Below are 25879 nucleotides of genomic sequence, written 5' to 3' on the forward strand. Positions count from 1 at the left end.
TTATCTAGCACCACGGGTATAAAGATATTTTGTTAGTCATTTCCGCCGCTTTGTGCTTTACGGCCGGGGCCGAGCGGCGAGACGCTTTTGAAACGTTTCGCGCCAGCTTGCGGATAAGGCCGGATGGCTGGCGATTTGCTTCATGGCAGCAGCATTGTCGCGCTCATGATAGTAAATGTGATTGATATACGCGATGGACAGCGCCCCCACGCCCCGTTCGACGAGAACGAGCGGCGCGCCCGGCTCTACGACGCCTTCTTGCAAGACGCGGAAATAAAACCCACTTTTTCCTGTCTGGCAGACGGCTTTCGGCAAATCGGGCAGCTGATGTTTGAACGCCAATTTGGAGCACGGCTGGCGCGGCTGTGACACTTGTACGAGCGCTGTGCCGGCGGCATAAATGTCGCCAAGACATACATCGTCTTCCGTCAACCCGAGAAGCGTCCAGTTTTCGCCAAACGCCCCCGCCGTAAATGGGCGGCCGTATCGCTCTTCCCAATAGACGAAATGCTCGGACGGATAGGCGCAAATCGCTTTATCTTCTCCTCCGTGATGGACGAGGTCGGCTTGTCCATCTCCAGCCAAGTTTTGTTTGCCGACTGCAACGGGATGAGCGACCGGCGTTTTGTCAATGCCGGTTGTGATCCGCTGGCCGCCGATGTGGAGCGTTTTCGGCTTCCCGACATTAATGGAGAGAATCTGCATCGCATTCACCCCCATACAGCGTCGGCGATGAGCCGGAAACTCGCGAGTTTATCCTCGAAGTCGTATGTAATCGTCACGAGCATGATTTCCTCTGTTTCATACTTTTCGCTCAGCCGATACAGCTCGTCTTTGACGCGCGCCGGACTGCCGACGATCATCCGCCGCCGGTTGTCTTCCACCCGTTTGCGCTCATACGGGCTGTACGGATACGCAGCCGCTTTTTCCGGGCTTGGCGTGCCGTTCAGCGCCATCCCTTGCTCGATCATGAGCAGCGTCAAGTCAAGGCTTCCCGCGATCCATTCCGCTTTTTCATCCGTTTCGGCGCAAATTGCAAACACCGCGACCATTCCGCGCGGCTCGGCCAAATACGGCGATGGAACAAACCGGTCGCGGTACAGCCGCATATAATGTTCGCCGCCTTCCCCGTTGATAAACTGGGCGAACACGTACGGCAGCCCTTTATCGGCTGCCAGCTTCGCCGTTTCCGAACTGGAGCCGAGCAGCCATAGTTCCGGCGGGGACTGCACGATCGGCGTCGCCTTGACGCCATACAGCGGGTGAACCGGCGGCAAGGCGTCATACAAATAGCCGAGCAAGTCGTCAATTTGCTCCGGGTAGCGGTCGACGGACCGTCGTCTGTCGCCTTGCAGCGCGATCGTCGCTCGCGGCATCCCCCCGGCGCCCGCCCGACGCGAGGTCGACGCGGCCGGGGTGGAGTCCGGCAAGTACGTGGAAATTTTCCGCTACCTTGTACGGGCTGTAATGCGGCAGCATCACGCCGCCCGAGCCGATGCGGATGCGCGACGTTTTCGCTCCGATGTGTCCGAGCAGCACTTCCGGCGACGAACCGGCAAGGCTGTTCGTATCGTGGTGTTCTGACACCCAAAACCGCTTATAGCCGAGCTGCTCAACATGCCGGGCGAGCTTGACGGTGTTCTCGAGCGCTTCTTCCGCTGTCATGCCTTCCGCGATCGGCGACTGATCGAGGACGCTCAGTTGCAGCGCCATTGCGATTCCTCCTTCTTCCGCCGCAGCGGCGGGAAAAATGATTAGTTTCTATTATGCGCTGTTTTGTTTCGATTTGTCCATTCATTTGCCCGCCCGTCCGGCAAAAACCGATCCGCCGCCGGCGGATCGGTCAATCCCGTCAAGATGCACGGCAGTTCACAAGCTGACGGACTGCTTTTGTTCGGCCGCCTGGCGGTCGGGTTTGGGGCCGCGCTTAGGGAAGAAGGAATGAAACAGCTGTTTCATGCTGTCAATGATAAATGAACATCGCTCATACAGCGCTTCTTTTAAACTGTCAAGCTGGCGGGTGACTTTGTATTGCGCTGCCTCTTGCGCTTCAAGCCGTTCGATGACCGTCTCGTGGAACACGTGCTGCAGCTCGAGCTGTTCGATCAACTTTTGGTACAGTTTTTCTTGCCCTTCGAGGCGGGCGGCCATTCCTTCGGCGAGCTGCTCGCGTTCGGCCGTCCGCTGTTCGAGCCGGCGCATCGTGTCGCTTTGCACGGTGAGCGCTTCGATGACGGCCTGCTGCGCCGCTTCTTCTTTGGCCAGCTGCTCTTCCCACCGCGATTGCCGCCTTTCCTCCCGCTCCTGCTGGGCGATGACTGACTGCTCGAGGCGTTCGAGCGTTCCGGCCAAGGCGGCTTGCCCCGCCTGTGCTTCCATAAGCAGCCGCTCGATGCGGGCGAGCGCTTCCGCCCACTGCCCGCTTTGCGCTTCCTGTTGCTTTTGCCCGGTTTCGGCCGCTTGCTGAAGCGAGGCAACCATGGCGGCCATTTCTTCGTAATAGTTGGTTTGTGCTGCTTGACCAGCGGTCACTGTTTGTTCGAGCTCAGCCAGCGCCTCGGCAAGCTGCCCGCTTTGCCGCGCCCAGCCGGCAGCAAGCGACTGTTCGAGGCGGGCGAACACGTCGGCCATTTGTTCGCGCTGTTCCTCCTGTTTCTTTTGCCCTTCTTCGATGGCGGCCTCAAGCTGGGCGAGCCGTTCCGCCAGCTGATCGAACTGTTGTTTTTGCTGTTCGAGCATTTGTTGAGCGTCCGTGCGGCGGTAATAAAACACCGGGTGGGATGCGGGCGGCGCGGCAGCCGGCCCGTACACGCGCGGGGTCATGTGTTTATTCATATAAATCAACGCGCAAAAGCCTCCTTTCCGTTCGTCTATGTGGCATCATATGCCGAGCTGTGCGGTTCGGTTTGGGCGCCGCATTTGTGGCATCTGGCTGTCTTTTGCTATAATGAAAGAAAATAGCGGAGAAAGGGTGTTGTTGATGCCAGCTGTTGAATCGAACATGTTTCCGCTTGGCAAACAGGCGCCGCCGTTTGCTCTCCCGAACGCCGTCGATGGCCGGCTCGTTCGCCTTGACGATGTAAAATCGGACGTCGCGACGGTCGTGATGTTTATTTGCAACCATTGTCCGTTTGTGAAACATGTCCAGCACGAGCTTGTTCGCCTCGCGAACGATTACATGCCCAAAGGGGTGTCGTTTGTCGCCATCAATTCGAACGACGTTGAACAATATCCGGACGATTCGCCGGAAAACATGAAAAAGGTGGCGGAAGAGCTCGGCTATCCGTTTCCGTATTTGTACGATGAGACGCAAGAGGTGGCGAAAGCGTACGACGCCGCTTGCACCCCGGACTTTTACATTTTCGACCGGGATCTGAAATGCGTCTACCGCGGCCAGTTGGACGACTCGCGCCCGAATAACGGCATCCCGGTCACTGGGGAGTCGATCCGCGCCGCGCTTGACGCTTTGCTCGAGGGCCGGCCGGTCCCAGAAAAGCAAAAGCCGAGCATCGGCTGCAGCATTAAATGGAAACAAGCACTGTAACAATTTGCTTGACTTTTCATTGTGAAGCGGGTATGATGGAGAAAGCATCATTCGTTCGTTGCGGAATCGCCATCGCCGTGCCGTCGGCTTGCGAGTGCAGCCGGCACGGCGTTTTTGTGGCCGCGATCTACTGAACAAATTCACACTGGCGCCGCCTCGGAGCGGCAAGGATGGATGAGAGGAAGGGCTTCCATTGTTTTTGTTTCCTTTCCTTGAGTTTTCATAATCTATGTTATGTAAACAAAAGGAGAACGAGGAGATGGCGGAAGGGCGATATCGGGTGTTTGTGTATGGCACGCTGCTGACTGGCGAAGAAAACCATGAAGTGGTCGCTCCGTACGTTCGCGCTGTATGCTCAGGGAAAGTAAACGGCCGCTTATACAACGTTGGCCCATACCCTGCGCTTGTGCTTGGAGAAGAGGGGGAAGTGGAAGGGGAGTGGCTGACGGTGACGGAAGAAGGGCTCAAGGCAATGGATGAGCTCGAGGATTACGTTGAAGGGCGGCGCGATAACGAATACGAACGGGTGTGGGTTCGCGACGCGCGTAAACCGATCGAAGGATATGTGTACGTCTATCCGCCGGAAAAAGCGGCCGGCTTGCCGCTTATTCCGTCCGGATCATGGCGGCGGCGTGAGGAGAAAATGTAACATCTAGAAACAGCCTATGAGGAACGGTCATCCTCTGGGCTGTTTATTTTTTACATGAATATGAAAACGATTGCAAAAAATCGTTATAAAAATACAGAAAAATTGCTAAAAAAGTGTTGCCAAACGGCCACTCTTTTTCTATAATAAAAGCATGTTAGAAAAATAAACGTAAGAATGTGAGGTAATGTGACATGTCAAAAACGTTCGTTTCCTCCACCCAAACGGGATTGCTTGAACAAATTAAAGAAACGATCCAACAAAAGAACGTTGAACTTCTTCATTTGCAGTTTGTCGACATTGAAGGGATCTTAAAGCACGTGACCGTGACGGCTGAACAGCTTGATGATGTTGTCGAAGGGAAAATCATGTTTGATGGTTCGTCGATCAAAGGCTTCTCGCCGATCAACCGTTCCGACTTGTATCTTCTTCCGGATTTGAATACGTTTGCTGTTTTGCCGTGGACGGTCGAGGAAGGCTATGCGGAAGCGCGCTTTCTCTGCTCGGTGACCAATCCGGACGGCACGCTGTTTGAGGGCGACCCGCGCAACGTGTTGAAAAAAACGGTGGAGCGGGCGGCGGAAAAAGGGTATGCGATCTCGGTCGGCCCAGAGCTGGAGTTTTTCCTGTTCAAAGCCGATGAAAACGGCAATCCGACGCTTGAGCTCCATGATGGCGGCGGTTATTTCGAACCGTCTCCGAAAGACTTGGGCGAACGCGTTCGCCTTGAAATTTACCGCGCCTTAAAAGCGATGGGCTTTACGATTGAAGCGTCGCACCATGAAGTGGCGGAAGGCCAGCATGAGATCAACTTCAAATATGCCGATGCGCTCGGTGCGGCTGACAATGCGACGACGTACAAATGGGTTGTCAAAACGATTGCCAGCAAGTTCGGTCTTCATGCGACGTTTATGCCAAAACCGGTGTTTGGCATCAACGGTTCAGGCATGCATGTCAACATTTCCCTCTTCAAAGATGGCGAAAATGCGTTCTTTGATCCGAACGATGCGAATCAGTTGTCAGAAACAGCGTACCAATTCATCGCGGGCTTGCTGAAAAACGTAAAACACTTCGCGGCGGTTACGAACCCGCTTGTCAACTCGTACAAACGGCTTGTGCCAGGGTATGAAGCGCCTTGCTACATCGCTTGGTCCGCTTCGAACCGTTCGGCGCTCATCCGCATTCCGGCCAAACGCGGCGTCGCGACGCGCGTTGAGCTCCGTTGCCCGGATCCGTCGGCCAATCCGTATTTGGCGTATGCCATCATCGCTGCCGCTGGCCTTGACGGTGTCGAAAAAGGTTTAACCGCTCCGGCGCCGATTGATGAAGACATCTTCCATATGTCGGAAGAACGACGTGCGGAGCTTGGCATTGACAACTTGCCGGAAAACTTGGGCGAGGCCATCGCAGCGCTAGAAAGCGGAGACATCGGCCGCGCGACGCTTGGCGAGCACGTATTCAACGAATACGTCGCGATGAAAAAAGACGAATGGAACAGCTACCGCACGGCGGTCCACGCTTGGGAAGTCGAGCGGTATCAAGGGAAGTTCTGATCGAAAGCCAGCATCCAAAAGGTGTCCCGTCGCCATATTCGGGGCGCCTTTTTTCTGCAGGCGGCTGTTTGTCTTGATGGACGGCCGCGCGGCGCCTTCCGTCCGTCGGCCGCCAAGCCGTTGGTGTTCGCAACGTCATCTTGCGAGCGGGGACTAAAATAAATGATAGCATTTTTTATTTTTTTAAAATTCATAGTTGACATCTATGAATAATGAGATTTAAATTATAAGTAACGCGCTCAACCATTGAAAACGGAGGGAAACCAATGAAAAAACTGATCGTTTTTGTGTTTGTAGGATTTATCGCCCAGCTGATTGACGGCTCGCTTGGGATGGCGTATGGCGTCACGTCGTCGACGCTGCTGTTGACGTTCGGCATCGCTCCGGCCGTCGCCTCGGCGTCCGTTCATTTGGCGGAAGTGGTGACGACGGCGGCATCTGGCGCTTCCCATTGGAAGTTCGGCAACGTCGACCGCCGCATGGCCTTTAGGCTCATCATTCCCGGGTCGGTCGGCGCGTTTGTCGGAGCATGCTTTTTAAGCAACTTGCCGGGAGATTTGATTAAACCATATGTATCCTTGTTTTTGTTGGCGCTTGGCTTTTACATTATTTATCGATTTTTAGTGTTGAACGGCCGCGCGCCGTCGACGCCCGGAAAACAGTGGTCCAATAAGCAGCTCGTCCCTCTCGGATTGGTGGCTGGCTTCCTTGATGCGACCGGCGGTGGAGGATGGGGGCCGATTGCGACGCCGGTGCTGTTGGCCAATAAAAGCATGGAAGCGCGCAAGGTGGTCGGCACCGTCGATACATCCGAATTTGCCGTCGCGCTGTCGGCGACGCTAGGATTCGTCATTTCGCTTGGTTGGGAGCAAGTGAACTGGTACTGGGTGCTGACGCTCATGGCGGGCGGGGTCGTTGCTGCGCCGATCGCGGCTTGGCTTGTGCGCAAACTGCCGTCCCATTTGCTTGGAGTGTTGGTCGGCGGGTTGATTATTTTGACGAACGTCCGCACGCTCCTGCACGCTTGGGAGGCGCCTGCGCCGGTGTATCCGACCGTTTATGGCCTCATCGTCATCGGCTGGGCGGCGGCGGTATGGCTGGCGATCAGAAACGGACGGAAAGGAAAGGCGACTAGCAGGGAGTTGGCGTCGTAAGCATTGGGCGCGCTTGGCAAACGGCGGTGTCTTTCTGTTGGCGGCAGCGTTGGATGCGGTCGGGTTGAGCATCAGGGAGCTTGTTCGTGCTGCGGAGGGCAACGGTCGACAGCGCCTGCCCTCAAAAATAGCGCGCGGAGCAGTTGTTGCCCCGTTTGACGACAGTTGAAACGAGAAGGCGGCTCTTGCCCTCTGGGCAGGGGCTGCTTTTTTATCAGCCCCTGTAGCGGGAAGCCGGTTTCTATGCTAAAATATTCTGTATCATCAACCAAAGGGGGAGAGGGAACATGGCACAGCCGCTTGATCTCGGCCGCCGCATTTCACTCATCGATTTGTATGATTTGCGCATGCCGCAGCGCACCGGTACATACGTGCTTCACGAAGAGAACTTGGCGATCGTGGAAACAGGGCCAAGCCCGTCGGTGCCGCATTTGCTTGCTGGGTTGAAAGCGCTTCATATTGACCCGGGCGAGATCCGCTATATTATCGTTACCCATATTCATTTGGATCATGCGGGCGGCGTGGGGCTGCTTCTTCAGCATTGCCCGAATGCGATGGTTGTCGTCCATCCGAAAGGGAAGCGGCATTTGGCTGATCCATCGCGCCTCATCGCTGGAGCGAAGGCGGTGTACGGCGCGCAGTTTGAGTCGCTCTTTGATCCGATTCTTCCGGTGCCAGAAGAGCGATTGATCGTGAAAGAGGACGGGGAAACGTTGGAGTTGAGTGCGGAGCGGACGCTTGTGTTTTATGATACGCCGGGGCATGCGAACCATCACGCTTCGATTTATGATTCGTACAGCCGCGGCGTGTTCACCGGCGATACGATCGGCGTTTTTTATCCGCAGCTGCAAGAAGCGGGGCTTACGTTTTGCCTGCCTTCAACATCTCCGAACCAATTTGATCCCGAGGCCATGAAGCAGTCGGCGGCAAGACTTGAGGAGCTGAGACCGGAACGCATTTATTTTGGCCATTTTGGCATGCTGGATGACCCGCAGGAAGCGTTCCGCCAGCTTCGCGTTTGGCTGCCGAAGTTCGTGGCGGCGGGAAAAGAAGCGGTCGACCGTCATCCGGAAGCGCCGGCTGCCGAGCAGGCGAAAATGGCAGCGCACCGGTTGCGCGGCGAAGTGATGGCGTTTCTTGATGATCATGGCGCTCCATCTTCGTCGTCGGCGCATGCGGCGATCGAGCTTGATTTGCAAGTGTGCGCGATGGGGTTGATCGATTATTGGCAGAAACAACGGTGATCATTCGATTGGCCTGGCCGATTCGGCTGGGTTTCTTTTTTTGACGGGAAAGCGAAAATTGGAAAAACGGGAAAAACTGTTTTTGTGTGTGTTCGGTTTTTAGGCGGATCATTTCGTGAAATTGCGGTGTATATGTTAGAGTGGAAATAAGCGATCCTGATTCCTGTTGGAAAGAGCGTCCATGAGCAAGGGGGAACGGAAGAGTGAAACAGAGGCGGTCCGTCATGCATCACATTGGCGTCGGGTTCATCATCGCATCGTTCGTCGTTTGGGTCATTCCGCCCATCGCGCCATTTTTACCGTTTTCGACTGCGGCCAAAGCGTCGATCGTTGCGGTTGCCATTGTGGCGGCGGAAATCATGTTTTGGATCGGGGCGCTGTTGGTTGGAAAGGAAGCGGCGTCGAAGCTGAAGAAGTATTGGGATCTGAAACATTGGCGAATAAAACGGCGGTTGTCGGATCAAACCAATGATGGCGAACAATGCCAAGACGGATCGCGAGAGATGACAACGATGAAGAAATGAGGTGGTTGCATGCGACGGAGCACAGTTGCGCTTCTCATAGCCGTTGCCGCCCTGTCTGGAGTGCTTTGGCTTGGCGGCCTGGCATTGGCGGTGCAAGACCAGTTTTTTTCGGCCGCCAAGCCGCCGACGAAAGAACAACGGCCGCCGACGGCTGAAACAAGGCAACATGACGAGAAAATGGATATTGTTGCTCTTGGCGATTCGTTGACGAGAGGAACGGGCGATGAAAGCGGAAAAGGGTATGTCGGCTATATGGTCGATGAGCTTCGCCGGCAAACGGATAGGCCGATCCGTGTGACGAACTTGGCCATCCGCGGCCTTCGCTCTGACGGACTGCTTCGCCAGCTTGGCCAGCCTGAGATTCAGCGGCAAGTCGCCATGGCGGATCTTATTGTGATGACCATCGGCGGCAACGACTTGTTTCAAGGCGGGGAAGCGTTGAAACTGGATCGAAAGCAGCTGAATGAGGCGAAACGGCGATATGTAGCCAACCTAGACCGTATTTTCGCCGCGCTGCGCCGCTTCAACAGCGAAGCGGTCATTTTTGCGATCGGTTTGTACAACCCGTTTGGCGATTTAGACGATGCCAAACGGACGTCGGCGGTTGTGCGCGATTGGAATTTTGCATCAGCGGAAGTGGCGGCCCGCTATCCGAACATCGTCGCGGTGCCGACGTTTGATTTGTTTGCCCTCCATGTCAACGACTATTTGTACAGCGACCATTTTCATCCAAACGCGGCAGGCTACAAGCGGATTGGAGAGCGCGTCGCCTCGCTCATCACGTTGACGGAGGAGGGTGAGCAATGACCAAACAGGTGACGTTAGCGGTCAAAGAGCTGCGGAAAACGATTCGCGGCAAGGAAATTATTAAAGGCATTTCGTTTGAGTTGCATGAGGGGGAAGTATTCGGTTTTTTAGGGCCGAACGGCGCAGGAAAAACGACGACGATCCGCATGCTCGTCGGGCTCATTCGGCCGACGTCGGGGACGGTGGCGATTTGCGGGTATGATCTTCACCGCCAGTTTACCGACGCGATCCGCCAGATCGGCTGCATCGTCGAAAACCCAGAAATGTATCCGTATTTAACAGGCTGGGAAAACCTTGAACATTTCGCCCGCATGATGCCGGGAATTGGTGCAGATCGGATCATGGAAGTGGCGAAGCTCGTCGGCCTTGAACAGCGCATCCATGACCGAGTGGGCACGTATTCGCTCGGCATGCGGCAGCGGCTCGGCATCGCTCAGGCGCTGCTTGGAAAGCCGAAGGTGCTCATTTTGGACGAGCCGACCAACGGCCTTGACCCGGCCGGCATTCGCGAAATGCGCGCCTTCATCCGCTTTTTGGCGGAAACGGAAGGGTTGAGCGTCCTTGTTTCATCGCATTTGTTAAGTGAAATTCAATTAATGTGCGACCGCGTCGCCATTATGGCGAAAGGGCGGCTCTTGGCCGTGGACACGGTTGAGCGGCTGTTAAACCAACAGGCGCGCGTCGTCTGGAAAGCCGCTCCAACGGATCGGGCGCGGGCGCTGTTAGCGGCGGAAACCGAGGTGCTGCGCGCTGATGAAGAGACGATCGTCACGCCATATGAGCCGTCGAGACTAGCCGCTTGGAACGCCAAGCTTGTCCAAGCCGGCGTCTCGGTTTCGAAAATTGAACCGCGGCTGCCGACGCTCGAGGATTTGTTTATCGAGCTGACAGGGGGCGAAACGATTGAGTAAGCTCGTGTATAATGAAATGTTGAAAATCGTCCGCAAAAAGCGGCTATGGGTGATCGCCGCCATCATTGCGGTGCTCGTCGCCTTGTTTACATACGCCCAATACCGCGAGACGGAAGAGCTGAGAAAACGGCTTGGCACGACCGACTGGCGGACGCAGCTGCAGCAGCAAATCGTCGATTTGCAAAACCGCTTGCAGTCGCCGAGCATGTCGGAGGAATGGCGGAAATACTTGCAAATCCGCCTCAAGCAGCAGCAGTACTACTTAGAGCACAACATTAATCCGTCCGCCCCTGGAGCGCCGACGTTTATGCGGACGTTTATCGAAAACGCCATCGACTTGTTTTTGCCGCTTTTAGTGATGGTGGTGGCGGCCGATTTAGTGTCGTCCGAGGCAAGCGCTGGAACGATCAAGCTGCTTCTCGTTCGGCCGGTGAAGCGGTGGAAAATTTTGTTGAGCAAATATATCGCGTTGCTCCTGTCGGTGTCGCTCATTATGCTGATGGCGGCGGTGCTGTCGTATGCCATCTCCGGACTCGTGTTTGGATATGGCGGCTTCCGTCTGCCGCTGTTGACCGGATTTGTCCAGCAAGGAGAGGATCTCAATACAGCGAATGTCCACATGATTCCGCAATGGAAATACATTTTGATCGAGCTCGGGCTGGCAGCGTTTGTGAGCGTTGTCGTCGGTACACTGACGTTTATGTTTTCCGTGCTGCTTAGGAGCACGGCGGCGGTGATGGGCATCATGCTGGCAGCATTGATTTCTGGCGCGATTTTGTCGAACATGGTGTCGTCGTGGCATTCGGCAAAATATTTGTTTATGGTCAATTTGCGGCTGACGGATTACATCAAAGGAGCGGCTCCGCCGATTGAGGGGATGACGCTTGGCTTTTCGATGGCCGTGCTGGCTGTCTGGGGGCTTGCAGGGCTTCTTGTCGCTTTTTTTGTCTTTATGCGGCGAGATGTCTATTGAAAACGGCAGAGCGGCGAAAACCCGAGGGGGTGTTCCCTCGGGTTTTTCAGTGAAAGGGGATGAAATGCCTATCTATTCGGCTGCTTGTCGTGAACGCCGGCGAGTCCAAGCGCGTGATGGCCCCGCAGCAACTGCTCCACGGCCGGCCATTGCTGTTCATCGCAACGGATGAGAAGCACGATCCCATTCGGTATGGAAGAGATCGGCGCATCTTCGCGGTCGGCGAGCAAATACAGCTTGTTCATGTCGACGGAGCCGCGGTAGCTGTCCCAAATGCTGTACATGTAGATGGCCACATAAAACATGAGCCATCGTTCGTCAAGAACGGCTTTTGCCTTTTCAAAATCGCCAAGCAGCGAGTATAATATACCTGTATTGATATGGGCTTTTGTGTTGATAAACAGCTCCCAGAGGATTAACATAAAGGCCGTGGCGTAGCGTTGCTGCATCAAATTGCCGAAACCCGGAAACGAAAAGGAAAAAAAGGCGACGACAAGCGGATGACGCAAATGGAAATGGGTGGTTGTCAATTGCGACAAATGCGCCCGTTTGCGCCGCGCCGGCGGAATGAGTTTCACAAAGCGCCCCCTTTCCTTTACACGGTTGCTGTGTTTTTAGTATAGGAAAAAAGGAGCGGCAGCTATGCAGGTCGTTTCAGAAAAAAGATCAATTTTCATCCGTTATGGCGAAAAAAAGATAAAAAAACTATTGACTTTCCTTTGAGGTTCATATAGAATGTGAATTGTCGCAAGGTAAACCAGCCTATGTCGGGAAGTAGCTCAGCTTGGTAGAGCACACGGTTCGGGTCCGTGAGGTCGCAGGTTCAAATCCTGTCTTCCCGATCATTAATTTGGGGCCTTAGCTCAGCTGGGAGAGCGCCTGCCCCGCACGCAGGAGGTCATCGGTTCGAATCCGATAGGCTCCATTTTCATACGGAGGAATACCCAAGTCTGGCTGAAGGGGGCGGTTTCGAAAACCGCTAGGGGTGTCACAGCCCGCGGGGGTTCGAATCCCTCTTCCTCCATTTCTAATATCCGATCCTGTCAAATGGTAAATCATGAAACCCTTGATACGACTGCGTTGGCAGTCGTTTTTCATTTTTTGGGAATCCTTTTGACTTTTCTTCAAATCCTTTAACATGTTCAGCGTCTTATCATCAATCGTAATCGTTCGTTTCGAATCGAAAACACCGTCTCGATGGCATCTTTTTTTGAATTTATGTATATACTATGTATATACGAAATGAAAGGAGAGAGGTATAATGGAATTAAACAAACAGAAAGGAGTGTCAATCATGACAATAACCGTTCAAAAATGGGGAAACAGCCTTGCGGTTCGTATCCCAAGCGTGATTGCTGAACGTTTAGCGCTTCATCAAGGATCAGAAGTGGAGATGATCGTTGAGAACCAAGCGATCAAGTTGATCCCGAAAAAGAAGAAGCCGACATTGGAGGAACTTTTGGCTAAAATCACGCCGGAAAATCGCCATGCTGAAATTGATTTTGGAACAGAAGGGAATGAATTGTTCTGATGCAAGCGCCGGATCGTGGGGATCTTGTTTACGTCAATTTCAATCCACAAGCAGGGCATGAGCAGGCAGGAAAAAGGCCCGGCATCGTTCTATCACCAAAGCGGTTCAATCAATTGACAGGGTTTGCGGTGCTTTGCCCGATCACCCGGCAACAAAAAGGATATCCATTTGAAGTGGAATTGCCATCAGGCTTGGCCGTTGAAGGCGTGATTTTAACCGATCAGGTCAAAAGTTTAGATTGGCGCGCCCGACAGCTTCAAATAGTAGGACGGGCGCCCAATGAAGTTGTTTCGGATTGCTTGGATCTGATTCATACTTTTCTTTCGTGAAAGGCCATTTATGTTGGCCTTTTGTTCACTTTTAGCATACTTTTTGCGTACATTTTTGCCCTTCACGCTCCTTGAGGCGGGAGACTTCCTTCGGATATTTTGTGAAAAAGGCAGAATTGAGCAACGAAAAGAAGGCGGATCGTCCCGCTTTTTTGCATGGATTGACACACTGGAGATTATTTTGCACAAATTTTGCACGTGATGAACGAGCATGTCCATTCATCCTTGAAATATCAATCGTTTTATGGTGGGATTGGAATCCCTCTTCCAACGTCCACCTGCCGAGTGCCGGCAGGTTTTTTGTTTTTTGCGAGCGGTATGGCCGCCATTTTTCAGGCGGATGGCTTGCCTGTTTTTCGTTGAATCCGGTACGATGAAGGGGGGAGCGGTTTGCCGATTGAGCTGCACTCCTTCCGGCAACGGCCGGGATTGCGCAACATAAGGGAGGAGAGGTTATGGCGATTCAACGCCGCATTCGTCGCGTGAAAACCGTGCAAATGACGACCAACAGCCCGATTCATCAGAGCGGTTCGGTGCTTGAGCCCGGGAACTGGCAAGAGTATGATCCGTTTTTGTTGCTGATGGAAGACATTTTTGAGCGAGGAACGTTTGACGTCCATCCGCACCGCGGCATTGAGACGGTCACGTATGTGATCAGCGGCGAGCTTGAACATTTCGACAGCAAAGCCGGCCACAGCACGCTCGGCCCCGGGGATGTGCAATGGATGACGGCCGGCCGCGGCGTCGTCCATAAGGAAGATCCGGCGCCCGGTTCAACGGTGCACAGCTTGCAACTTTGGGTCAACTTGCCGAGCACGCATAAAATGGCCGAGCCGCGCTACCAAAACTTGCGCGCCGAAGAGATGCCGGTGCGAAAAGAGGAAGGAGCGGTGATCCGCGTCTTTTCCGGGTCATCCAAAGGGGTGCAAGCCCCGACGAAGAACATCGTTCCTGTCACGATGGTGGAAATGATTGTCGAACCGGGAACAACGGTCGTGCAAGATTTGCCGGGGCATTACAACGGCTTTTTGTACATTTTAGAAGGGAGCGGCACGTTCGGAGCTGACCATACGGAAGGAAAGGCCGGGCAAGCGCTGTTTTTCAGCCGCCACAACCGCGGCGAGGAAACGGAGCTAAACGCGACCGCCCGCGAAAAACTCCGCCTTCTTCTTTACGCCGGTGAGCCGGTGAACGAACCGGTCGTCGCCTACGGGCCGTTCGTCATGAACACGCCGGAACAAATCCGCGAAGCGATTCGCGATTACCAGGAAGGGCGGTTTGGGCGATAACGGAAGGGAAAGAGCCGATTCGTTGTATGGCTCTTTCTTTTTTGTTATCATGTTCACAAAAAGAAGCCGTTGGGCTGTTCAAGGAGGACATAGTCATGAACCAAGTCATCGAAACGATTCTCCAGCACCGTTCGATCCGCCGTTTTGAAGACCAGCCGCTCACGGACGAACAAATCCGCACGATCGTTGAATGCGCCCAAGCGGCGTCGACATCAAGCTACGTTCAAGCGTACTCCATCATCGGCGTGAAAGATCCGGAGAAAAAACGGAAGCTCGCTGAACTGGCCGGGAATCAATCGTACGTCGAGCATAACGGCCATTTCTTTGTCTTTTGCGCTGATTTTCACCGCCATGAGCTCATTGGCGAGCTAGAAGGAAAAGACGTGCTTCCATCGCTTGAGAGCACGGAAAAGTTTATGGTTGCGCTGATTGACACGGCGCTTGCGGCGCAAAATGCCGCCATTGCCGCGGAGTCGATGGGGCTTGGCATTTGCTATATCGGCGGGCTGCGCAACAACTTGCCGGAAGTATGTGCGCTGCTAAATGTGCCGAAGCGGGTCATTCCGCTGTTTGGGCTTGCCGTCGGCTATCCTGCACAAACGCCGGATCAAAAGCCGCGGTTGCCGTTTGAACACGTTTATCACGAGGACGAATACGACCAAGACCGGGCGCGATTCATCGCGCAGCTGCAGCGCTACAATGAAACCGTTTCTACCTATTATGAACAACGGACAAACGGCCGCCGCCGCGACACATGGACCGGGCAGATGGCCGATATGCTCAGCCGCCAAGTCCGGATGTACATGAAGGAGTTTGTGGAAGGGAAAGGGTTCAATTTACGGTAGCCTCGCTGCAGGCGGGAGCCCCCAGCTCCCATTCCCGAAGTCCAAGAGGTTCGTAAGAAAGGAGAGAACGAGAGTGGACAAAATCCGGCAACTGGCGCAATGGATCAAAGAGGCGAATACAATCGCCGTCCTGACCGGGGCCGGGATGAGCACGGAGTCCGGCATTCCTGATTTTCGCAGCGAAAACGGCCTTTACGCCCAAGAGGACCATGTCGAATATTATTTGTCAGAGCATTATTACAAAAAAGATCCGGCTGATTTTTGGCGTCGATTCAAGCGGATGTTTTCATTAAAAATGATGGGCGGCTTTGCCCCGAATGATGGGCATCGGTTTCTCCGTTGGCTTGAGGAGATGGGCAAGACGGTGACGATTTTGACGCAAAATATTGACGGGCTGCATACAAAAGCAGGGAGCACGAATGTCATTGAGCTGCACGGCACGTTGCAGACGGCGACATGCCCGTCATGCGGCAACAAGTATGATCTGTCGTTTATCAACCGCCACGAGGTGCCGCGCTGCGAAAAGTGCCAGACGATTGTCAAACCGGATGTCGTCTTGTTTGGCGGGCTTGTTCCTCGTATCGAAGAAGCGTTCGCTAGAGCGGCGGAGAGCGACTTGCTTCTGGCCATGGGAACAAGTTTGGAAGTGGCGCCCGTGAATCAAATCCCGTTTTATGTTGCCGCCGAATCGCCGGCAACAAGGAAAGTATTGATCAACAAAACAGCGACAAGAATGGACGGGATGTTTGACCTTGTCATTTATGGCGGAATCGGGGAAACGGTCGCTAGCGTGCGCAAGCAAATACAGGCGGAATAGATCGATAGATTCCATGCCAACGGGAGAACGCATATGGCGTTTTCCCGTTGGACAAAAAATCAAAAAAGGTATTGTACTTTTCAGAACATTCGAATATAATAAAGATAACATACCAACCGGTTGGTATTTTGATGAGTGGAGCCGAGCATAAAGGCGTAACGGAAAACGGAGGGGACCATCATGTATTTGCGCTTAACGGACGAGCAGCGCATGGTGCAAAAAGCGATCCGCAAGTTTGTGGAAAAAGAGTTAATGCCGCTTGAAAACGAAGTGTTGCGCAATGAGCGGGAAGGAAAGCCCGGGCTTGCGCCGGAGAAATTGAAAGAATTGCAATTAAAAGCGAAAGAAGCGGGTTTTTGGGGGATCAACACGCCGGAGGAATACGGCGGCGCGAACTTGGGCCACGTCATGCAGGCGATCGTCCTAATGGAAGTGTCGAAAACGCTCGTTCCGTTCCAGTTTGGCGGATCGGCGGACAACATTTTGTATTACGCGAATGAAGAACAAAAGAAAAAATATTTGATCCCGACGATCAACGGCGAGAAAAAATCGTGCTTTGCCATGACCGAGCCGGGAGCAGGATCAGATACGCGCAACATTAAAATGACGGCGGTGAAAGACGGCGACGAGTGGGTGTTAAACGGGGAGAAGACATTCATTACCGGCGGCAATGAAGCCGATTTCGTCATGGTCATCGCCATCACCGACAAAGAGCGTCACCAAGCTTCGAACGGGCGTGAAGGGGTGACGTGTTTTATCGTCGACCGCGAGATGGGCTGGCGTTCGGAACCGATACATACGATGGGACCTTCCACTCCAGCCAGCTTGATTTTCGAAAACGTGCGCGTGCCGGAAGAAAACATTTTAGGCGAGCTGCATCACGGCTATAAGCTTGGGCTTGAGTGGATCGGCTACGCCCGCTGGGTCGTCGGCGCCCGTGCGGTCGGAGCGGCCGAGCGGCTTTTGCAAATGGCCATTGACTATGCGAAGGAGCGCGTCACATTCGGCAAACCGATCGCCGAGCGGCAGGCGATCCAATGGATGATTGCCGATTCGGCGGTAGAAATCGAAGCGGCGAAATGGCTTGTGTTAAACGCGGCGTTTACGCTTGACCAAGGGGAGGACAACCGCCATTTAGCCTCGATGGCGAAACTGTTTGGCGCGAACATGGGCAACCGCGTCGTCGACCGCGTCATGCAAATCCACGGCGGCATGGGCTACACGAAAGAAATGCCGATCGAGCGCTGGTATCGTGAAGCGAGATTGTGGCGCATTTACGACGGCACGGATGAAATTCAGCGCCTCATTATCGCCCGCAATTTGATCAAAGGGCACGTCAAGCTTGGACAGTTCATCTAAAAAATGAAAGCGTTGTCGAAAGGGAGGAGAACACGATGAGTCAACGGTTTGCAGGAAGAGTGGCGTTTGTGACCGGAGGAAGCCGCGGCATTGGCAAGGCGATTGTCACCCGCTTCGCAGAAGAAGGGGCGAAAGTGGCGTTCATCGATTTAAATGCAGAAGCCCTTGAAGCGACGGCTGCCGAGCTGCGGGAGAAAGGGTATGAGGTGTACGCCAAAGTGGCGAGCGTCACAGACCGCGAACAAGTGGAAACGACGATGCAAGAAGTGGTCGAACGATTCGGCTCGCTCGATATTCTCGTCAACAACGCCGGCGTCATCCGCGACAATTTGCTGTTTAAAATGACCGATGACGACTGGCAAACGGTGATGGACGTCCATTTAAAAGGCGCGTTTTACTGCGCCCGCGCTGCGCAAAAATATATGGTCGAAAAAGGGTATGGGCGCATCATCAACATTTCGTCGACATCCGCGCTCGGCAACCGCGGCCAGGCGAACTATTCGGCGGCGAAAGCCGGCATCCAAGGCTTTACGAAAACGCTGGCGATTGAGCTTGGCAAATTCGGCATCACGACGAATGCCGTCGCCCCTGGGTTTATTGAAACCGATATGACGAAAGCGACGGCCGAGCGGCTTGGCATTTCGTTTGAGCAGCTCATCCAAGCGAGCGTCGCCAACATCCCGGTCGGGCGCAGCGGCCGTCCGGAAGACATCGCTCATGCGGTCGCCTTTTTCGCCGATGAGCGGTCGTCGTTTGTCAACGGCCAAGTGCTGTATGTCGCCGGCGGTCCGAAATGCTGAAAACGAGGAGGACGGGGCATGTACCAACATGACATCGGGAAACGGTCAGCGAAAGTGAAAAATGTCGTTGAGCGCGGAGCGGTGAAAAAGTTTGCGGAGGCGATCGGCGATCCAAACCCGATTTATTGGGACGAAGAGACGGGGAAACGGTCGCGCTACGGGCGCAACATTGCGCCGCCGACGTTTCCGCGCGTGTTTGACTACGGCGTCATTGAAGGGCTGAAATTGCCGTCCAAAGGCTCATCCATGGCGAACAGCACTTCCATTATGAGCGCCCGCTGTTTGTCGGCGAAGAGCTGTACTGCTATGCGGAAGTAAAAGATTACTTTGAAAAGCAAAGCAGCATGGGCCTGCTCGGTTTTTTAGTAATCGCCAACAACGGCGAGGACGCTGACGGAAATCTCATTTTCACTTCCACCTCGACGATCATTATCAACGAGGCGGTTAGAAAGGCGATGAGCGTATGACGAGCATCCGCAAATGGCAAGTCGGAGAGTCGCTTCCTGAAGTAACGCTCGCACCGGTGTCCCGGCTCGATTTGATCAAATATGCCGGCGCATCAGGCGACTACAACCCGATTCATACGATCGATGAAGAGGCGAAAAAAGCCGGCCTGCCGGGCATTATCGCCCACGGCATGTGGACGATGGGCAACCTCGCGAAGCTGTTTACGCCATACTACGAAGAAGGGTTTGTCCAAGACTATTTCGTCCGCTTCCAGTCGATGGTGTTTTTAAACGATGTCATCACCTTAAAAGCAACGGTGAAGGAAAAAGACAAGAAAGCGATCCGCTTTGCCGTCGCCGCCGTCAACCAGCATGGAAAAGAAGTCGTCAAAGGTGAAGCGGTCTTTGCGCTTTACGAGTGAAAAAGACGGGCGGCCCCAAAGCTGAAGCCGTAAGCGGGGCGAGGGGCCAGCCCGTTTGCGGGGATGTGTTCACAACGAACAAGGGGGAATGACGATGAAACGGGATGCCGTCATTGTGTCGGCCGTACGGACGGCCATTGCCCGCCAAGGAGGCGCTTTGGCGACGTTGCCGGCGCATATTTACGGTGCGGAAGTGATCAAAGAAGCGATGCGGCGGGCGAATATCGGCCCGGAGCATGTCGATGATGTCATTATGGGCAACGTCCTAAGCGGCGGCGGCAACATCGCCCGACTGACGGCGCTGCAAACCGGCTTATCTCTAGAGTTGACAGGTTTGACCGTTGACCGCCAATGCGGTTCGGGCATTAACGCCGTCAATTTAGCGGCGCAAGCCATTTGGGCCGGCGACGGAGACGTGTATATCGCCGGCGGCGTGGAAAGCATGAGCCGCGCGCCGTATTTGATGGACCGCCCGGAAAAACCGTACAGCTCAACACCGCCAAGCTTCCGCAAGTCGCAGCTGTCGCCAAAAGAGATTGGCGACCCGCCGATGGGGATTACGGCGGAAAACTTGGCGAAAAAGTATGGCATCAGCCGTGAAGAACAAGACGCATTCGCCTTGCGCAGCCAGCAGCGCATGGCGCGCGCCATGCAGGAAGGGCGGTTTGACGAACAAATCGTGCCGATCACCGTCCCGGTGAAAAAAGGCGAGCCGTTCGTCTTCGATACAGATGAACATCCGCGCCCGAATACGACGATGGAAGCGCTGTCGAAGCTGCCGCCGGCGTTTTTGGAAGGGGGAACGGTGACGGCCGGAAACAGCTCAGGGCTGAACGATGCCGCTTCTGCGCTCGTCATCATGTCGCGGGAAAAAGCAGAGGAGCTTGGCGTAAAGCCGCTTGCCGTCATCCGCGCCCATGCGGTTGCCGGGGTCGACCCGAACATCATGGGCATCGGCCCGGTGCCGGCGACAAGAAAAGTGCTCGAAAAAGTCGGGCTTACGCTCGATGATATGGACATCATCGAAATCAATGAAGCTTTCGCCGCCCAGGTGATCGCCTGCGACCGCGAGCTCGAGATGGACCCGGAAAAAGTGAATGTCAACGGCGGCGCCATTGCCCACGGCCATCCGCTTGGCGCGACGGGAGCGATTTTGATCACAAAAGCGGTGTATGAACTGAAGCGCCGTGGAGGGAAATACGCGCTCATTACCGCGTGCATCGGCGGCGGCCAAGGCATTGCGACGATTATTGAACGAGAATGAGGCAACGGAGACTATAGGGAATGAAAGACAAGCTAAGAGAAGCCGCCATTGAGTTGTTCGAACGCAAAGGATTCAAAGAAACGTCGGTGCAGGAAATCGTCGAAGCGATCGGGGCAACGAAGGGAGCCTTTTACTACTATTACAAAAGCAAAGAGGAGTTGCTATGTGATATTTGTGTTTCCTATCTGGACGATTTGCTTCGGCAGCAAGCTTGCATTGTCCAAGATCTTGAGAAAAGCTGCACGGAGAAATTGCGGGCCATCGTCCATATGGTCATCTGCAATATCCGCACACGGAAGAAAAGCGCCCGCATTTTCTTCCGCGAAATGCGGCATTTGGCTGACGACCATTTAGAGGAAATCCGCGCCAAGCGGCGGTTGTTTCGCAAGCGGTATGAACAGCTGGTTCGAGAAGGAATCGCCCGCGGCGAATTCAAGCCGTCGCTTCATGCAGAAATGATTACGTTTGGCCTGCTTGGCATCACCAACTGGAGCTATTATTGGTTCCGGCCTGACGAAGGCATCTCTGAAGAAGAACTGACGGATATTTTCGTTGATTTCATTTTGCACGGCATAAAGGCGCCAAGAGCTGGAGAAAGCGGTCGAAATGAGGCGGAGCCAGGCAATTCGGGCGGTCAGACCGAATGAAAGATCGGCCGCGCCGCTTTGATGGTCTGGCTAAACGGCACACAAAAAGGGGGATCGGGATGGAGCTATTCATCCAGCAGCTGTTAAACGGGCTGACAGTTGGAAGCGTTTACAGTCTTGTCGCGTTAGGTTTGACGCTTGTTTACGGCATTTTGCACATTCCAAACTTTGCCCACGGCGCGCTGTATATGATGGGCGGTTATGTTACATTGACGGCCATGACGAAGCTCGGGATGCCGTATGGGATCGCGATCGTCGCATCGATGGCGGCGGTCGGGCTGCTTGGCATCTTGATGGAGCGGCTCGTGTTTTATCCGCTTCGCAATGCGCCGCCGCTCCATGATAAAATCGCGGCGATCGGCATCTTGCTCTTTTTGGAAGCGTTTGCCCAGTTTGTCTGGGGGGCGGACTATCAGACGATGCCGACTCCGTATGGCGATGTCGTCACGTTGTTCGGATTCACATTGACCATTCAACGCATCCTCATCATCGCATCCGCTGTCATCATCATGATCTTGCTTTACCTCTTCTTGAAAAAAACGTTCATCGGCGCTTCGATCATCGCGATGGCGCAAAACCGCGAAGGGGCGAATTTGGTCGGCATTAACACGAATAAAGTCGCCATGCTGACGTTTTTCCTTTCCGGCAGTTTGGCAGCGCTCGCCGCGTCGCTCGCTTCGCCGATCAACCTCGTGTTTCCCGGCATGGGCCATCTTGTCATCTTGAAAGCGTTTGTCATCATCATTCTCGGCGGCATGGGAAGCATTCCAGGCGCCATTGTCGGCGGCTATATTTTGGGATTCAGCGAAAGCTTGGGAGCGACGTATGTGTCGAACGACTACAAAGACATTATCGCTTTTGCCATCCTCGTCATCATTTTAACGGTCAAACCGAACGGACTGTTTGCCAAGGAGGGACGTTGATGGCCATTTTGGAAAAACGGCGCCTATGGCTCGCTGCCCTCATCGCTGCGGCGATTCTCTTTCCGCTTTTCGTCGCCAACGGCTATTACGTGCATATGATGACTATTTCCTTTATTTGGATGATTGCGGTGTACGGATTGAACTTGTTTGCCGGCTATACGGGGTATTTGTCGCTTGCCCACGCTGGATTTTTTGCGATCGGCGCGTATACGCTCGGCATTTTGACGGTAAAAGCCGGCTGGCCGTTTTGGCTTGCTTTTGCCGCAGCGTGTTTGCTGACGACGTTGATCGGCGTTTTCGTCGGACTTGTCGCCTTGCGAACGAAAGAACACTTTTTCGCCATTTATACACTTTGCGTCGGCTACATCATCTATTTGATCATTGACAAATGGGACAGTTTAACCGGCGGAGTGCGCGGGTTTATCGGCATTCCGGCGCCGGCTGACATCGGTCCGCTCTCGTTTCAAACACCTGTCGCCCAATATTATTTGGTGTTGTTTTTCTTGCTTGTCGTTGTTTGGATCATGCATCGCCTTGTTTATTCGCTGACGGGGAGGACGTACATTGCCATTCGCAACAGCGAGGAGCTCGCCTTGACGCTTGGCATTTCGACGATGAAAAACAAGCTCGCCTCATTTGTTCTCTCGGTCTTTTTTACATCGCTGGCCGGGGCGCTGTATGCGTCGTTCATCCGTTTTCTCGGCCCAGACATTGCGTACGTCAGCGTCATGTTTGACTTTTTAACGTATTTGCTTGTCGGTGGGATTGGCACGCTCGCCGGTCCGGTCGTCGGGACGTTGCTGATTACGTTTCTGTCCCAACAATTGCAGTTTTTGCAAGATTACCGGATGTTGATTTTCGGTCCGGTGCTGACGTTGCTCATCATCTTTTACCCACACGGCATTGCCGGGGGGGTCATCCGTTTGAAAGCAAAGCGTGAAGAAGCGCGCCGTCTCGATCCAGAAGCGAACCGAGTTGCTGCGGAACTGGCCGTCTCGAGCCAAGGACGAGGCGAGCGGCACGCAGAGGAGGGATCATGATGCTTTTGCACGTTGAACGGTTGACGAAGCGGTTTGGCGGGCTTCTGGCGGTCAACGATGTCACCTTTTCCGTCGAGCAAGGGAAGATCAACGCCATCATCGGCCCAAACGGAGCCGGCAAATCGACGTTTTTCAATTTAATCAGCGGCTTGTACCGGCCGACGTCAGGGACGATTACGTTCAAAGGGCGCGATATTACCCGCCTGCCGGCAAACGAACGGGCGAAGCTCGGCATCGCCCGCACGTTTCAAACGACTCACTTGTTTGAACAGGCGACGGTGATCGACAACGTCATCATCGGCCATCGTCTCCGCACGTCATCCAACTTATTTGATGCCATTTTGCGCACGAAACGGCACCGCCGCGAGGAACAGGCATGCAAAGAAAAAGCGATGGAAGTGCTCGACTTTGTCGGTCTAACCCATGTGGCGGATCGGATGGTGGCCAACTTGTCGCAGGAGCAGAAAAAGCGGGTGGCGTTCGCGCTTGCCTTGGCGACCGATCCGGAGCTCGTGCTGCTTGATGAACCGGCAGCCGGCATCAACCCGGATGAAACGGAAGGGCTTGAGGAGTTGATCGTCAAAATGGTAGAAGGCGGCCTGACTGTTTGCCTGATTGAGCACAAAATGTCGATGATCATGAAAATTGCCGACCGCATTATGGTGTTGAACTATGGAGAGAAAATTGCAGAAGGAACGCCGGAGGAAGTGAAAAACAACGAGGCGGTCATTCAAGCGTACTTAGGAGGGAGCGCCATTGCTTGAAGTTGCGAACGTATCGGTCCGCTATGGGAGTTTTGCCGCCATTCGTGATGTAACGTTTTCCGTCAAGCGAGGGGAGATCGCCGTTTTGCTTGGCGCCAACGGGGCCGGGAAAAGCACATTGTTTCGCACGATCAGTGGACTGCACAAACCAGTGCGGGGGGAAATCCGCCTCGATGGCGAGCGCATTGATTCGCTGCCTCCTGACCGCATCGTCGGGCGTGGCGTCGTGCAATGCGCGGAAGGGCGCAAACTGTTTCCGCGCATGAGTGTATACGAAAACTTGCTGATGGGCGCTTACGTCCATCGGAAGGACAAAGAAGGCATCCGCCGATCGTTGGAACACGTATATGAATTATTTCCCATCCTGCGGGAAAAGCGCAATGAGCCGGCCGGATCGCTAAGCGGCGGCCAGCAGCAAATGCTTGCCATCGGCCGCGCCTTAATGTCGCGTCCTGCGGTGCTCTTGCTTGATGAACCGTCGGTTGGACTCGCTCCGCTCATTGTCGAGCAAATGTTTGCGACGATTAAACAAATCAATCAGGAAGGGACGACGATTTTGCTCGCCGAACAAAACGCCCATGCGGCGTTGTCCATCGCTCATCACGGCTATGTGTTTGAAAATGGAACGATCGTTGCTTCAGGAACAGCGGAGGAGCTGCTCGCCAACGACGATGTCCGCAAGGCGTACATTGGAACATGACAAGCGATTGCCGCGAATGGCGTATTTCGCGGGCGAAAGCAAGCGATGCGCCTGCATTGAAAGGAGGTGAACCACGGTCGCGGCACTTATTCATCCAAATATATTTTAGAATAAAAATAGGGGGGAGCGGAATGAAAAAAAGAAAATGGCCGATCGCGGCCATGATGACGGCCGTCATGGCGTTGATGCTTGCGGCATGCAACAGCCCGACAACAAACAATAATGCCAAAAGCGGTAATGGAGGTGGAGGCGACAACGTCGTCAATATCGGTTACAGCGGACCGCTAAGCGGTCCGGCCGCCTACTACGGGGAACGGACGTTAAACGGCGTGAAGATGGCGGCGGACGAAATCAATAAAAACGGCGGGTTTGAAGTCAATGGAAAGACCTATCAAATCAATGTTGTGTCGTTAGATGATAAATATTTGCCAAATGAAACAGCCGCCAATGCGAAACGGCTTGTCCAAGAACATCATACGCCGATCATTTTCACTCCGCACAGCGGTGGGGTCATGGCGTTGCAAGTGTTCAACCAAACGGACAATTTCCTTATCGCGGCGTATACGAGCGAGCCGAAAATTACACAAACGGGCAATAAGCTGACCGTGCGCATTCCGCCGCGCTATGACGGCTACATCCCGACGTTTACCGATTATGCCATGAAGCATTTCGGCAAGAAACTGGCCGCCTTGCCGACGGCGACGCAATACGGGAAAGACTGGACAGAAAAACTGTTGCCGTATTGGGAAAAACAAGGCGGAAAAGTTGTCTACAAATCATCGATTGATTTTACGAAAGACACCGACTTCTTTACGATCGTGACGAATGCATTGAAAGAAAAGCCGGATGTCTTGTTTATCGGTGGACCGTCGGAACCGACGGCAAAAGTGGCGAAACAAGCGCGTGAACTTGGCTTTAAAGGCGGCTTTATCATTATGGATCAGGCGAAACTCGATGAGATGAAACGGGTGACGGGCTCTTATGACATGCTTGAAGGTTCGATCGGCGTCATGCCGCTTGTCGAGTCCAAAGAGCCGGGAGCACCGCAGTTTGTGGAAAACTATCGGGCGAAGTACAATGCCGAAGCGAGCTCGGAGTCTGCCTATAACTACTTGGCTCTTTACGCCTTTGTCGAAGCGATGAAGGCAGCCGGAACGGTTGATGATCCGGCCGCCATTCGCGAACATATGAATGAAGGGTTGAAAAACATCCCGAAAGACAAGCAAGTGTATGTCGTTCCGAAGGTTGGTGAGGACGGCGGCTTTGAATCAAAAATTATCGTTGCAGCAGTGGAAAATGGCAAAGTTGTGCCGATCGAGCTAAAGAAATAAGTCGATCTATTTACTG

General features: G+C 54.0%; 27 protein-coding genes, 3 tRNA genes and 2 pseudogenes. 28 read left to right on the top strand and 4 right to left on the bottom strand.

The annotated features are described in order from the left end of the window. Positions 1-57 precede the first annotated feature (57 nt). The 3 genes and pseudogenes from I656_RS13130 to I656_RS13125 all read right to left on the bottom strand — a co-directional run bounded on the left by I656_RS13130 (position 58) and on the right by I656_RS13125 (position 2844). Entirely contained in the window at positions 58-705 is a 648-nt protein-coding gene (locus I656_RS13130; RefSeq protein ID WP_033004756.1) for an MOSC domain-containing protein, read from the bottom strand. A 77-nt stretch (positions 706-782) separates the two neighbouring features. Continuing rightward, positions 783-1713 (bottom strand): annotated as a pseudogene (locus I656_RS0114665) (LLM class flavin-dependent oxidoreductase); the annotation flags it as partial. A 156-nt stretch (positions 1714-1869) separates the two neighbouring features. Then, positions 1870-2844: a hypothetical protein gene (locus I656_RS13125; protein ID WP_020753905.1), complete on the bottom strand. Its 975-nt coding sequence runs from the start codon at positions 2842-2844 to the stop codon at positions 1870-1872. A gap of 136 nt (positions 2845-2980) precedes the next feature. On the opposite strand from I656_RS13125, the gene I656_RS13120 reads away from it, so the two are divergent. The 9 genes from I656_RS13120 to I656_RS13080 all read left to right on the top strand — a co-directional run bounded on the left by I656_RS13120 (position 2981) and on the right by I656_RS13080 (position 11356). After that, positions 2981-3544, top strand: coding sequence for a thioredoxin family protein (locus I656_RS13120; protein ID WP_033004757.1), 564 nt, complete (start codon positions 2981-2983; stop codon positions 3542-3544). Between the two features lie 259 nt (positions 3545-3803). Next, positions 3804-4193 carry a gamma-glutamylcyclotransferase gene (locus tag I656_RS13115; RefSeq protein WP_015374770.1) on the top strand — a complete coding sequence of 130 codons (390 nt, stop codon included), beginning with the start codon at positions 3804-3806 and terminating at the stop codon, positions 4191-4193. A 191-nt stretch (positions 4194-4384) separates the two neighbouring features. Continuing rightward, positions 4385-5743 (top strand): type I glutamate--ammonia ligase, encoded by a 1359-nt coding sequence (gene glnA / locus I656_RS13110; protein WP_020753910.1) that lies wholly within the window; start codon positions 4385-4387, stop codon positions 5741-5743. A gap of 266 nt (positions 5744-6009) precedes the next feature. Beyond that, positions 6010-6897 (top strand): sulfite exporter TauE/SafE family protein, encoded by an 888-nt coding sequence (locus tag I656_RS13105; RefSeq protein ID WP_020753911.1) that lies wholly within the window; start codon positions 6010-6012, stop codon positions 6895-6897. 287 nt (positions 6898-7184) lie between these two features. Then, entirely contained in the window at positions 7185-8141 is a 957-nt protein-coding gene (locus I656_RS13100; protein WP_020753912.1) for an MBL fold metallo-hydrolase, read from the top strand. A 224-nt stretch (positions 8142-8365) separates the two neighbouring features. Next, a complete protein-coding gene (locus I656_RS13095; RefSeq protein WP_014195759.1) occupies positions 8366-8665 on the top strand; it encodes a transporter suffix domain-containing protein in 300 nt (99 codons plus the stop codon). A gap of 9 nt (positions 8666-8674) precedes the next feature. Beyond that, positions 8675-9472, top strand: coding sequence for an SGNH/GDSL hydrolase family protein (locus tag I656_RS13090; protein WP_020753914.1), 798 nt, complete (start codon positions 8675-8677; stop codon positions 9470-9472). Beyond that, positions 9469-10383: an ABC transporter ATP-binding protein gene (locus tag I656_RS13085; RefSeq protein ID WP_020753915.1), complete on the top strand. Its 915-nt coding sequence runs from the start codon at positions 9469-9471 to the stop codon at positions 10381-10383. The genes I656_RS13090 and I656_RS13085 overlap by 4 nt, the downstream gene beginning before the upstream one ends. Then, positions 10376-11356, top strand: a complete 981-nt coding sequence (locus I656_RS13080) for an ABC transporter permease (protein ID WP_011231139.1) — start codon at positions 10376-10378, stop codon at positions 11354-11356. Before I656_RS13085 ends, I656_RS13080 begins: the two co-directional genes overlap by 8 nt. A 68-nt stretch (positions 11357-11424) precedes the next feature. Here the strand turns inward: I656_RS13080 and I656_RS13075 are convergent, their stop codons facing one another. Beyond that, the gene (locus tag I656_RS13075; protein WP_020753916.1) at positions 11425-11934 is read right to left on the bottom strand and encodes a hypothetical protein; all 510 of its coding nucleotides are present in this window, start codon (positions 11932-11934) and stop codon (positions 11425-11427) included. A gap of 190 nt (positions 11935-12124) precedes the next feature. On the opposite strand from I656_RS13075, the gene I656_RS13070 reads away from it, so the two are divergent. From I656_RS13070 to I656_RS12985, 19 genes and pseudogenes are all read left to right on the top strand, one after another. Then, positions 12125-12198: transfer RNA gene (locus I656_RS13070), tRNA-Pro, on the top strand. A gap of 10 nt (positions 12199-12208) precedes the next feature. Beyond that, positions 12209-12281: transfer RNA gene (locus I656_RS13065), tRNA-Ala, on the top strand. A gap of 9 nt (positions 12282-12290) precedes the next feature. Next, positions 12291-12380: transfer RNA gene (locus I656_RS13060), tRNA-Ser, on the top strand. A 237-nt stretch (positions 12381-12617) separates the two neighbouring features. Continuing rightward, entirely contained in the window at positions 12618-12887 is a 270-nt protein-coding gene (locus I656_RS13055; protein ID WP_011231142.1) for an AbrB/MazE/SpoVT family DNA-binding domain-containing protein, read from the top strand. Next, the gene (locus I656_RS13050; protein ID WP_011231143.1) at positions 12887-13216 is read left to right on the top strand and encodes a type II toxin-antitoxin system PemK/MazF family toxin; all 330 of its coding nucleotides are present in this window, start codon (positions 12887-12889) and stop codon (positions 13214-13216) included. The genes I656_RS13055 and I656_RS13050 overlap by 1 nt, the downstream gene beginning before the upstream one ends. 455 nt (positions 13217-13671) lie before the next feature. Next, the gene (locus tag I656_RS13045) at positions 13672-14505 is read left to right on the top strand and encodes a pirin family protein (protein ID WP_020753920.1); all 834 of its coding nucleotides are present in this window, start codon (positions 13672-13674) and stop codon (positions 14503-14505) included. Positions 14506-14600: 95 nt separating this feature from the next. Further along, positions 14601-15350, top strand: coding sequence for an oxygen-insensitive NADPH nitroreductase (gene nfsA / locus I656_RS13040; RefSeq protein WP_015374779.1), 750 nt, complete (start codon positions 14601-14603; stop codon positions 15348-15350). 73 nt (positions 15351-15423) lie between these two features. Continuing rightward, a complete protein-coding gene (locus I656_RS13035; protein ID WP_015374780.1) occupies positions 15424-16167 on the top strand; it encodes an NAD-dependent protein deacylase in 744 nt (247 codons plus the stop codon). Between the two features lie 180 nt (positions 16168-16347). After that, positions 16348-17526, top strand: a complete 1179-nt coding sequence (locus tag I656_RS13030) for an acyl-CoA dehydrogenase family protein (RefSeq protein WP_013145374.1) — start codon at positions 16348-16350, stop codon at positions 17524-17526. 35 nt (positions 17527-17561) lie between these two features. After that, complete coding sequence (locus I656_RS13025) at positions 17562-18326, top strand: beta-ketoacyl-ACP reductase (protein ID WP_013145373.1); 765 nt, start codon at positions 17562-17564, stop codon at positions 18324-18326. Positions 18327-18344: 18 nt separating this feature from the next. Continuing rightward, positions 18345-18793: pseudogene (locus I656_RS0114670) on the top strand (MaoC family dehydratase N-terminal domain-containing protein). Further along, positions 18790-19194, top strand: a complete 405-nt coding sequence (locus I656_RS13020; protein ID WP_020753925.1) for a MaoC family dehydratase — start codon at positions 18790-18792, stop codon at positions 19192-19194. Before I656_RS0114670 ends, I656_RS13020 begins: the two are co-directional and overlap by 4 nt. A gap of 94 nt (positions 19195-19288) precedes the next feature. Next, entirely contained in the window at positions 19289-20458 is a 1170-nt protein-coding gene (locus I656_RS13015) for a thiolase family protein (protein WP_033004758.1), read from the top strand. A gap of 20 nt (positions 20459-20478) precedes the next feature. Further along, positions 20479-21105, top strand: coding sequence for a TetR/AcrR family transcriptional regulator (locus tag I656_RS13010; protein WP_020753928.1), 627 nt, complete (start codon positions 20479-20481; stop codon positions 21103-21105). Between the two features lie 59 nt (positions 21106-21164). Continuing rightward, complete coding sequence (locus tag I656_RS13005) at positions 21165-22028, top strand: branched-chain amino acid ABC transporter permease (protein ID WP_033004760.1); 864 nt, start codon at positions 21165-21167, stop codon at positions 22026-22028. Further along, complete coding sequence (locus tag I656_RS13000) at positions 22028-23068, top strand: branched-chain amino acid ABC transporter permease (RefSeq protein ID WP_033004761.1); 1041 nt, start codon at positions 22028-22030, stop codon at positions 23066-23068. The genes I656_RS13005 and I656_RS13000 overlap by 1 nt, the downstream gene beginning before the upstream one ends. After that, positions 23068-23832, top strand: coding sequence for an ABC transporter ATP-binding protein (locus I656_RS12995; RefSeq protein WP_033004763.1), 765 nt, complete (start codon positions 23068-23070; stop codon positions 23830-23832). The genes I656_RS13000 and I656_RS12995 overlap by 1 nt, the downstream gene beginning before the upstream one ends. Beyond that, positions 23825-24532, top strand: coding sequence for an ABC transporter ATP-binding protein (locus I656_RS12990; RefSeq protein WP_020753932.1), 708 nt, complete (start codon positions 23825-23827; stop codon positions 24530-24532). Before I656_RS12995 ends, I656_RS12990 begins: the two co-directional genes overlap by 8 nt. Positions 24533-24663: 131 nt before the next feature. After that, a complete protein-coding gene (locus I656_RS12985; RefSeq protein WP_033004764.1) occupies positions 24664-25863 on the top strand; it encodes an ABC transporter substrate-binding protein in 1200 nt (399 codons plus the stop codon). Positions 25864-25879 lie beyond the last annotated feature (16 nt).

The organism is Geobacillus sp. WSUCF1 (assembly GCF_000422025.1).
Lineage (GTDB): Bacteria > Bacillota > Bacilli > Bacillales > Anoxybacillaceae > Geobacillus > Geobacillus zalihae.

What these genes read in the sequence shown, in the direction of transcription:
- I656_RS12995 (WP_033004763.1), top strand. Translation starts at nt 23,068, where the DNA reads ATGCTTTTGCACGTTGAACGGTTGACGAAGCGGTTTGGCGGGCTTCTG.
- I656_RS12985 (WP_033004764.1), top strand. Translation starts at nt 24,664, where the DNA reads ATGAAAAAAAGAAAATGGCCGATCGCGGCCATGATGACGGCCGTCATG.
- nfsA (WP_015374779.1), top strand. Translation starts at nt 14,601, where the DNA reads ATGAACCAAGTCATCGAAACGATTCTCCAGCACCGTTCGATCCGCCGT.
- I656_RS13115 (WP_015374770.1), top strand. Translation starts at nt 3,804, where the DNA reads ATGGCGGAAGGGCGATATCGGGTGTTTGTGTATGGCACGCTGCTGACT.
- I656_RS13015 (WP_033004758.1), top strand. Translation starts at nt 19,289, where the DNA reads ATGAAACGGGATGCCGTCATTGTGTCGGCCGTACGGACGGCCATTGCC.
- I656_RS13055 (WP_011231142.1), top strand. Translation starts at nt 12,618, where the DNA reads ATGGAATTAAACAAACAGAAAGGAGTGTCAATCATGACAATAACCGTT.
- I656_RS13105 (WP_020753911.1), top strand. Translation starts at nt 6,010, where the DNA reads ATGAAAAAACTGATCGTTTTTGTGTTTGTAGGATTTATCGCCCAGCTG.
- I656_RS13120 (WP_033004757.1), top strand. Translation starts at nt 2,981, where the DNA reads ATGCCAGCTGTTGAATCGAACATGTTTCCGCTTGGCAAACAGGCGCCG.
- I656_RS13005 (WP_033004760.1), top strand. Translation starts at nt 21,165, where the DNA reads ATGGAGCTATTCATCCAGCAGCTGTTAAACGGGCTGACAGTTGGAAGC.
- I656_RS13090 (WP_020753914.1), top strand. Translation starts at nt 8,675, where the DNA reads ATGCGACGGAGCACAGTTGCGCTTCTCATAGCCGTTGCCGCCCTGTCT.
- I656_RS13095 (WP_014195759.1), top strand. Translation starts at nt 8,366, where the DNA reads ATGCATCACATTGGCGTCGGGTTCATCATCGCATCGTTCGTCGTTTGG.
- I656_RS13045 (WP_020753920.1), top strand. Translation starts at nt 13,672, where the DNA reads ATGGCGATTCAACGCCGCATTCGTCGCGTGAAAACCGTGCAAATGACG.
- I656_RS13010 (WP_020753928.1), top strand. Translation starts at nt 20,479, where the DNA reads ATGAAAGACAAGCTAAGAGAAGCCGCCATTGAGTTGTTCGAACGCAAA.
- I656_RS13020 (WP_020753925.1), top strand. Translation starts at nt 18,790, where the DNA reads ATGACGAGCATCCGCAAATGGCAAGTCGGAGAGTCGCTTCCTGAAGTA.
- I656_RS13130 (WP_033004756.1), bottom strand. Translation starts at nt 705, where the DNA reads ATGCAGATTCTCTCCATTAATGTCGGGAAGCCGAAAACGCTCCACATC.
- I656_RS13025 (WP_013145373.1), top strand. Translation starts at nt 17,562, where the DNA reads ATGAGTCAACGGTTTGCAGGAAGAGTGGCGTTTGTGACCGGAGGAAGC.
- I656_RS13000 (WP_033004761.1), top strand. Translation starts at nt 22,028, where the DNA reads ATGGCCATTTTGGAAAAACGGCGCCTATGGCTCGCTGCCCTCATCGCT.
- I656_RS13050 (WP_011231143.1), top strand. Translation starts at nt 12,887, where the DNA reads ATGCAAGCGCCGGATCGTGGGGATCTTGTTTACGTCAATTTCAATCCA.
- I656_RS13100 (WP_020753912.1), top strand. Translation starts at nt 7,185, where the DNA reads ATGGCACAGCCGCTTGATCTCGGCCGCCGCATTTCACTCATCGATTTG.
- glnA (WP_020753910.1), top strand. Translation starts at nt 4,385, where the DNA reads ATGTCAAAAACGTTCGTTTCCTCCACCCAAACGGGATTGCTTGAACAA.
- I656_RS13085 (WP_020753915.1), top strand. Translation starts at nt 9,469, where the DNA reads ATGACCAAACAGGTGACGTTAGCGGTCAAAGAGCTGCGGAAAACGATT.
- I656_RS13030 (WP_013145374.1), top strand. Translation starts at nt 16,348, where the DNA reads ATGTATTTGCGCTTAACGGACGAGCAGCGCATGGTGCAAAAAGCGATC.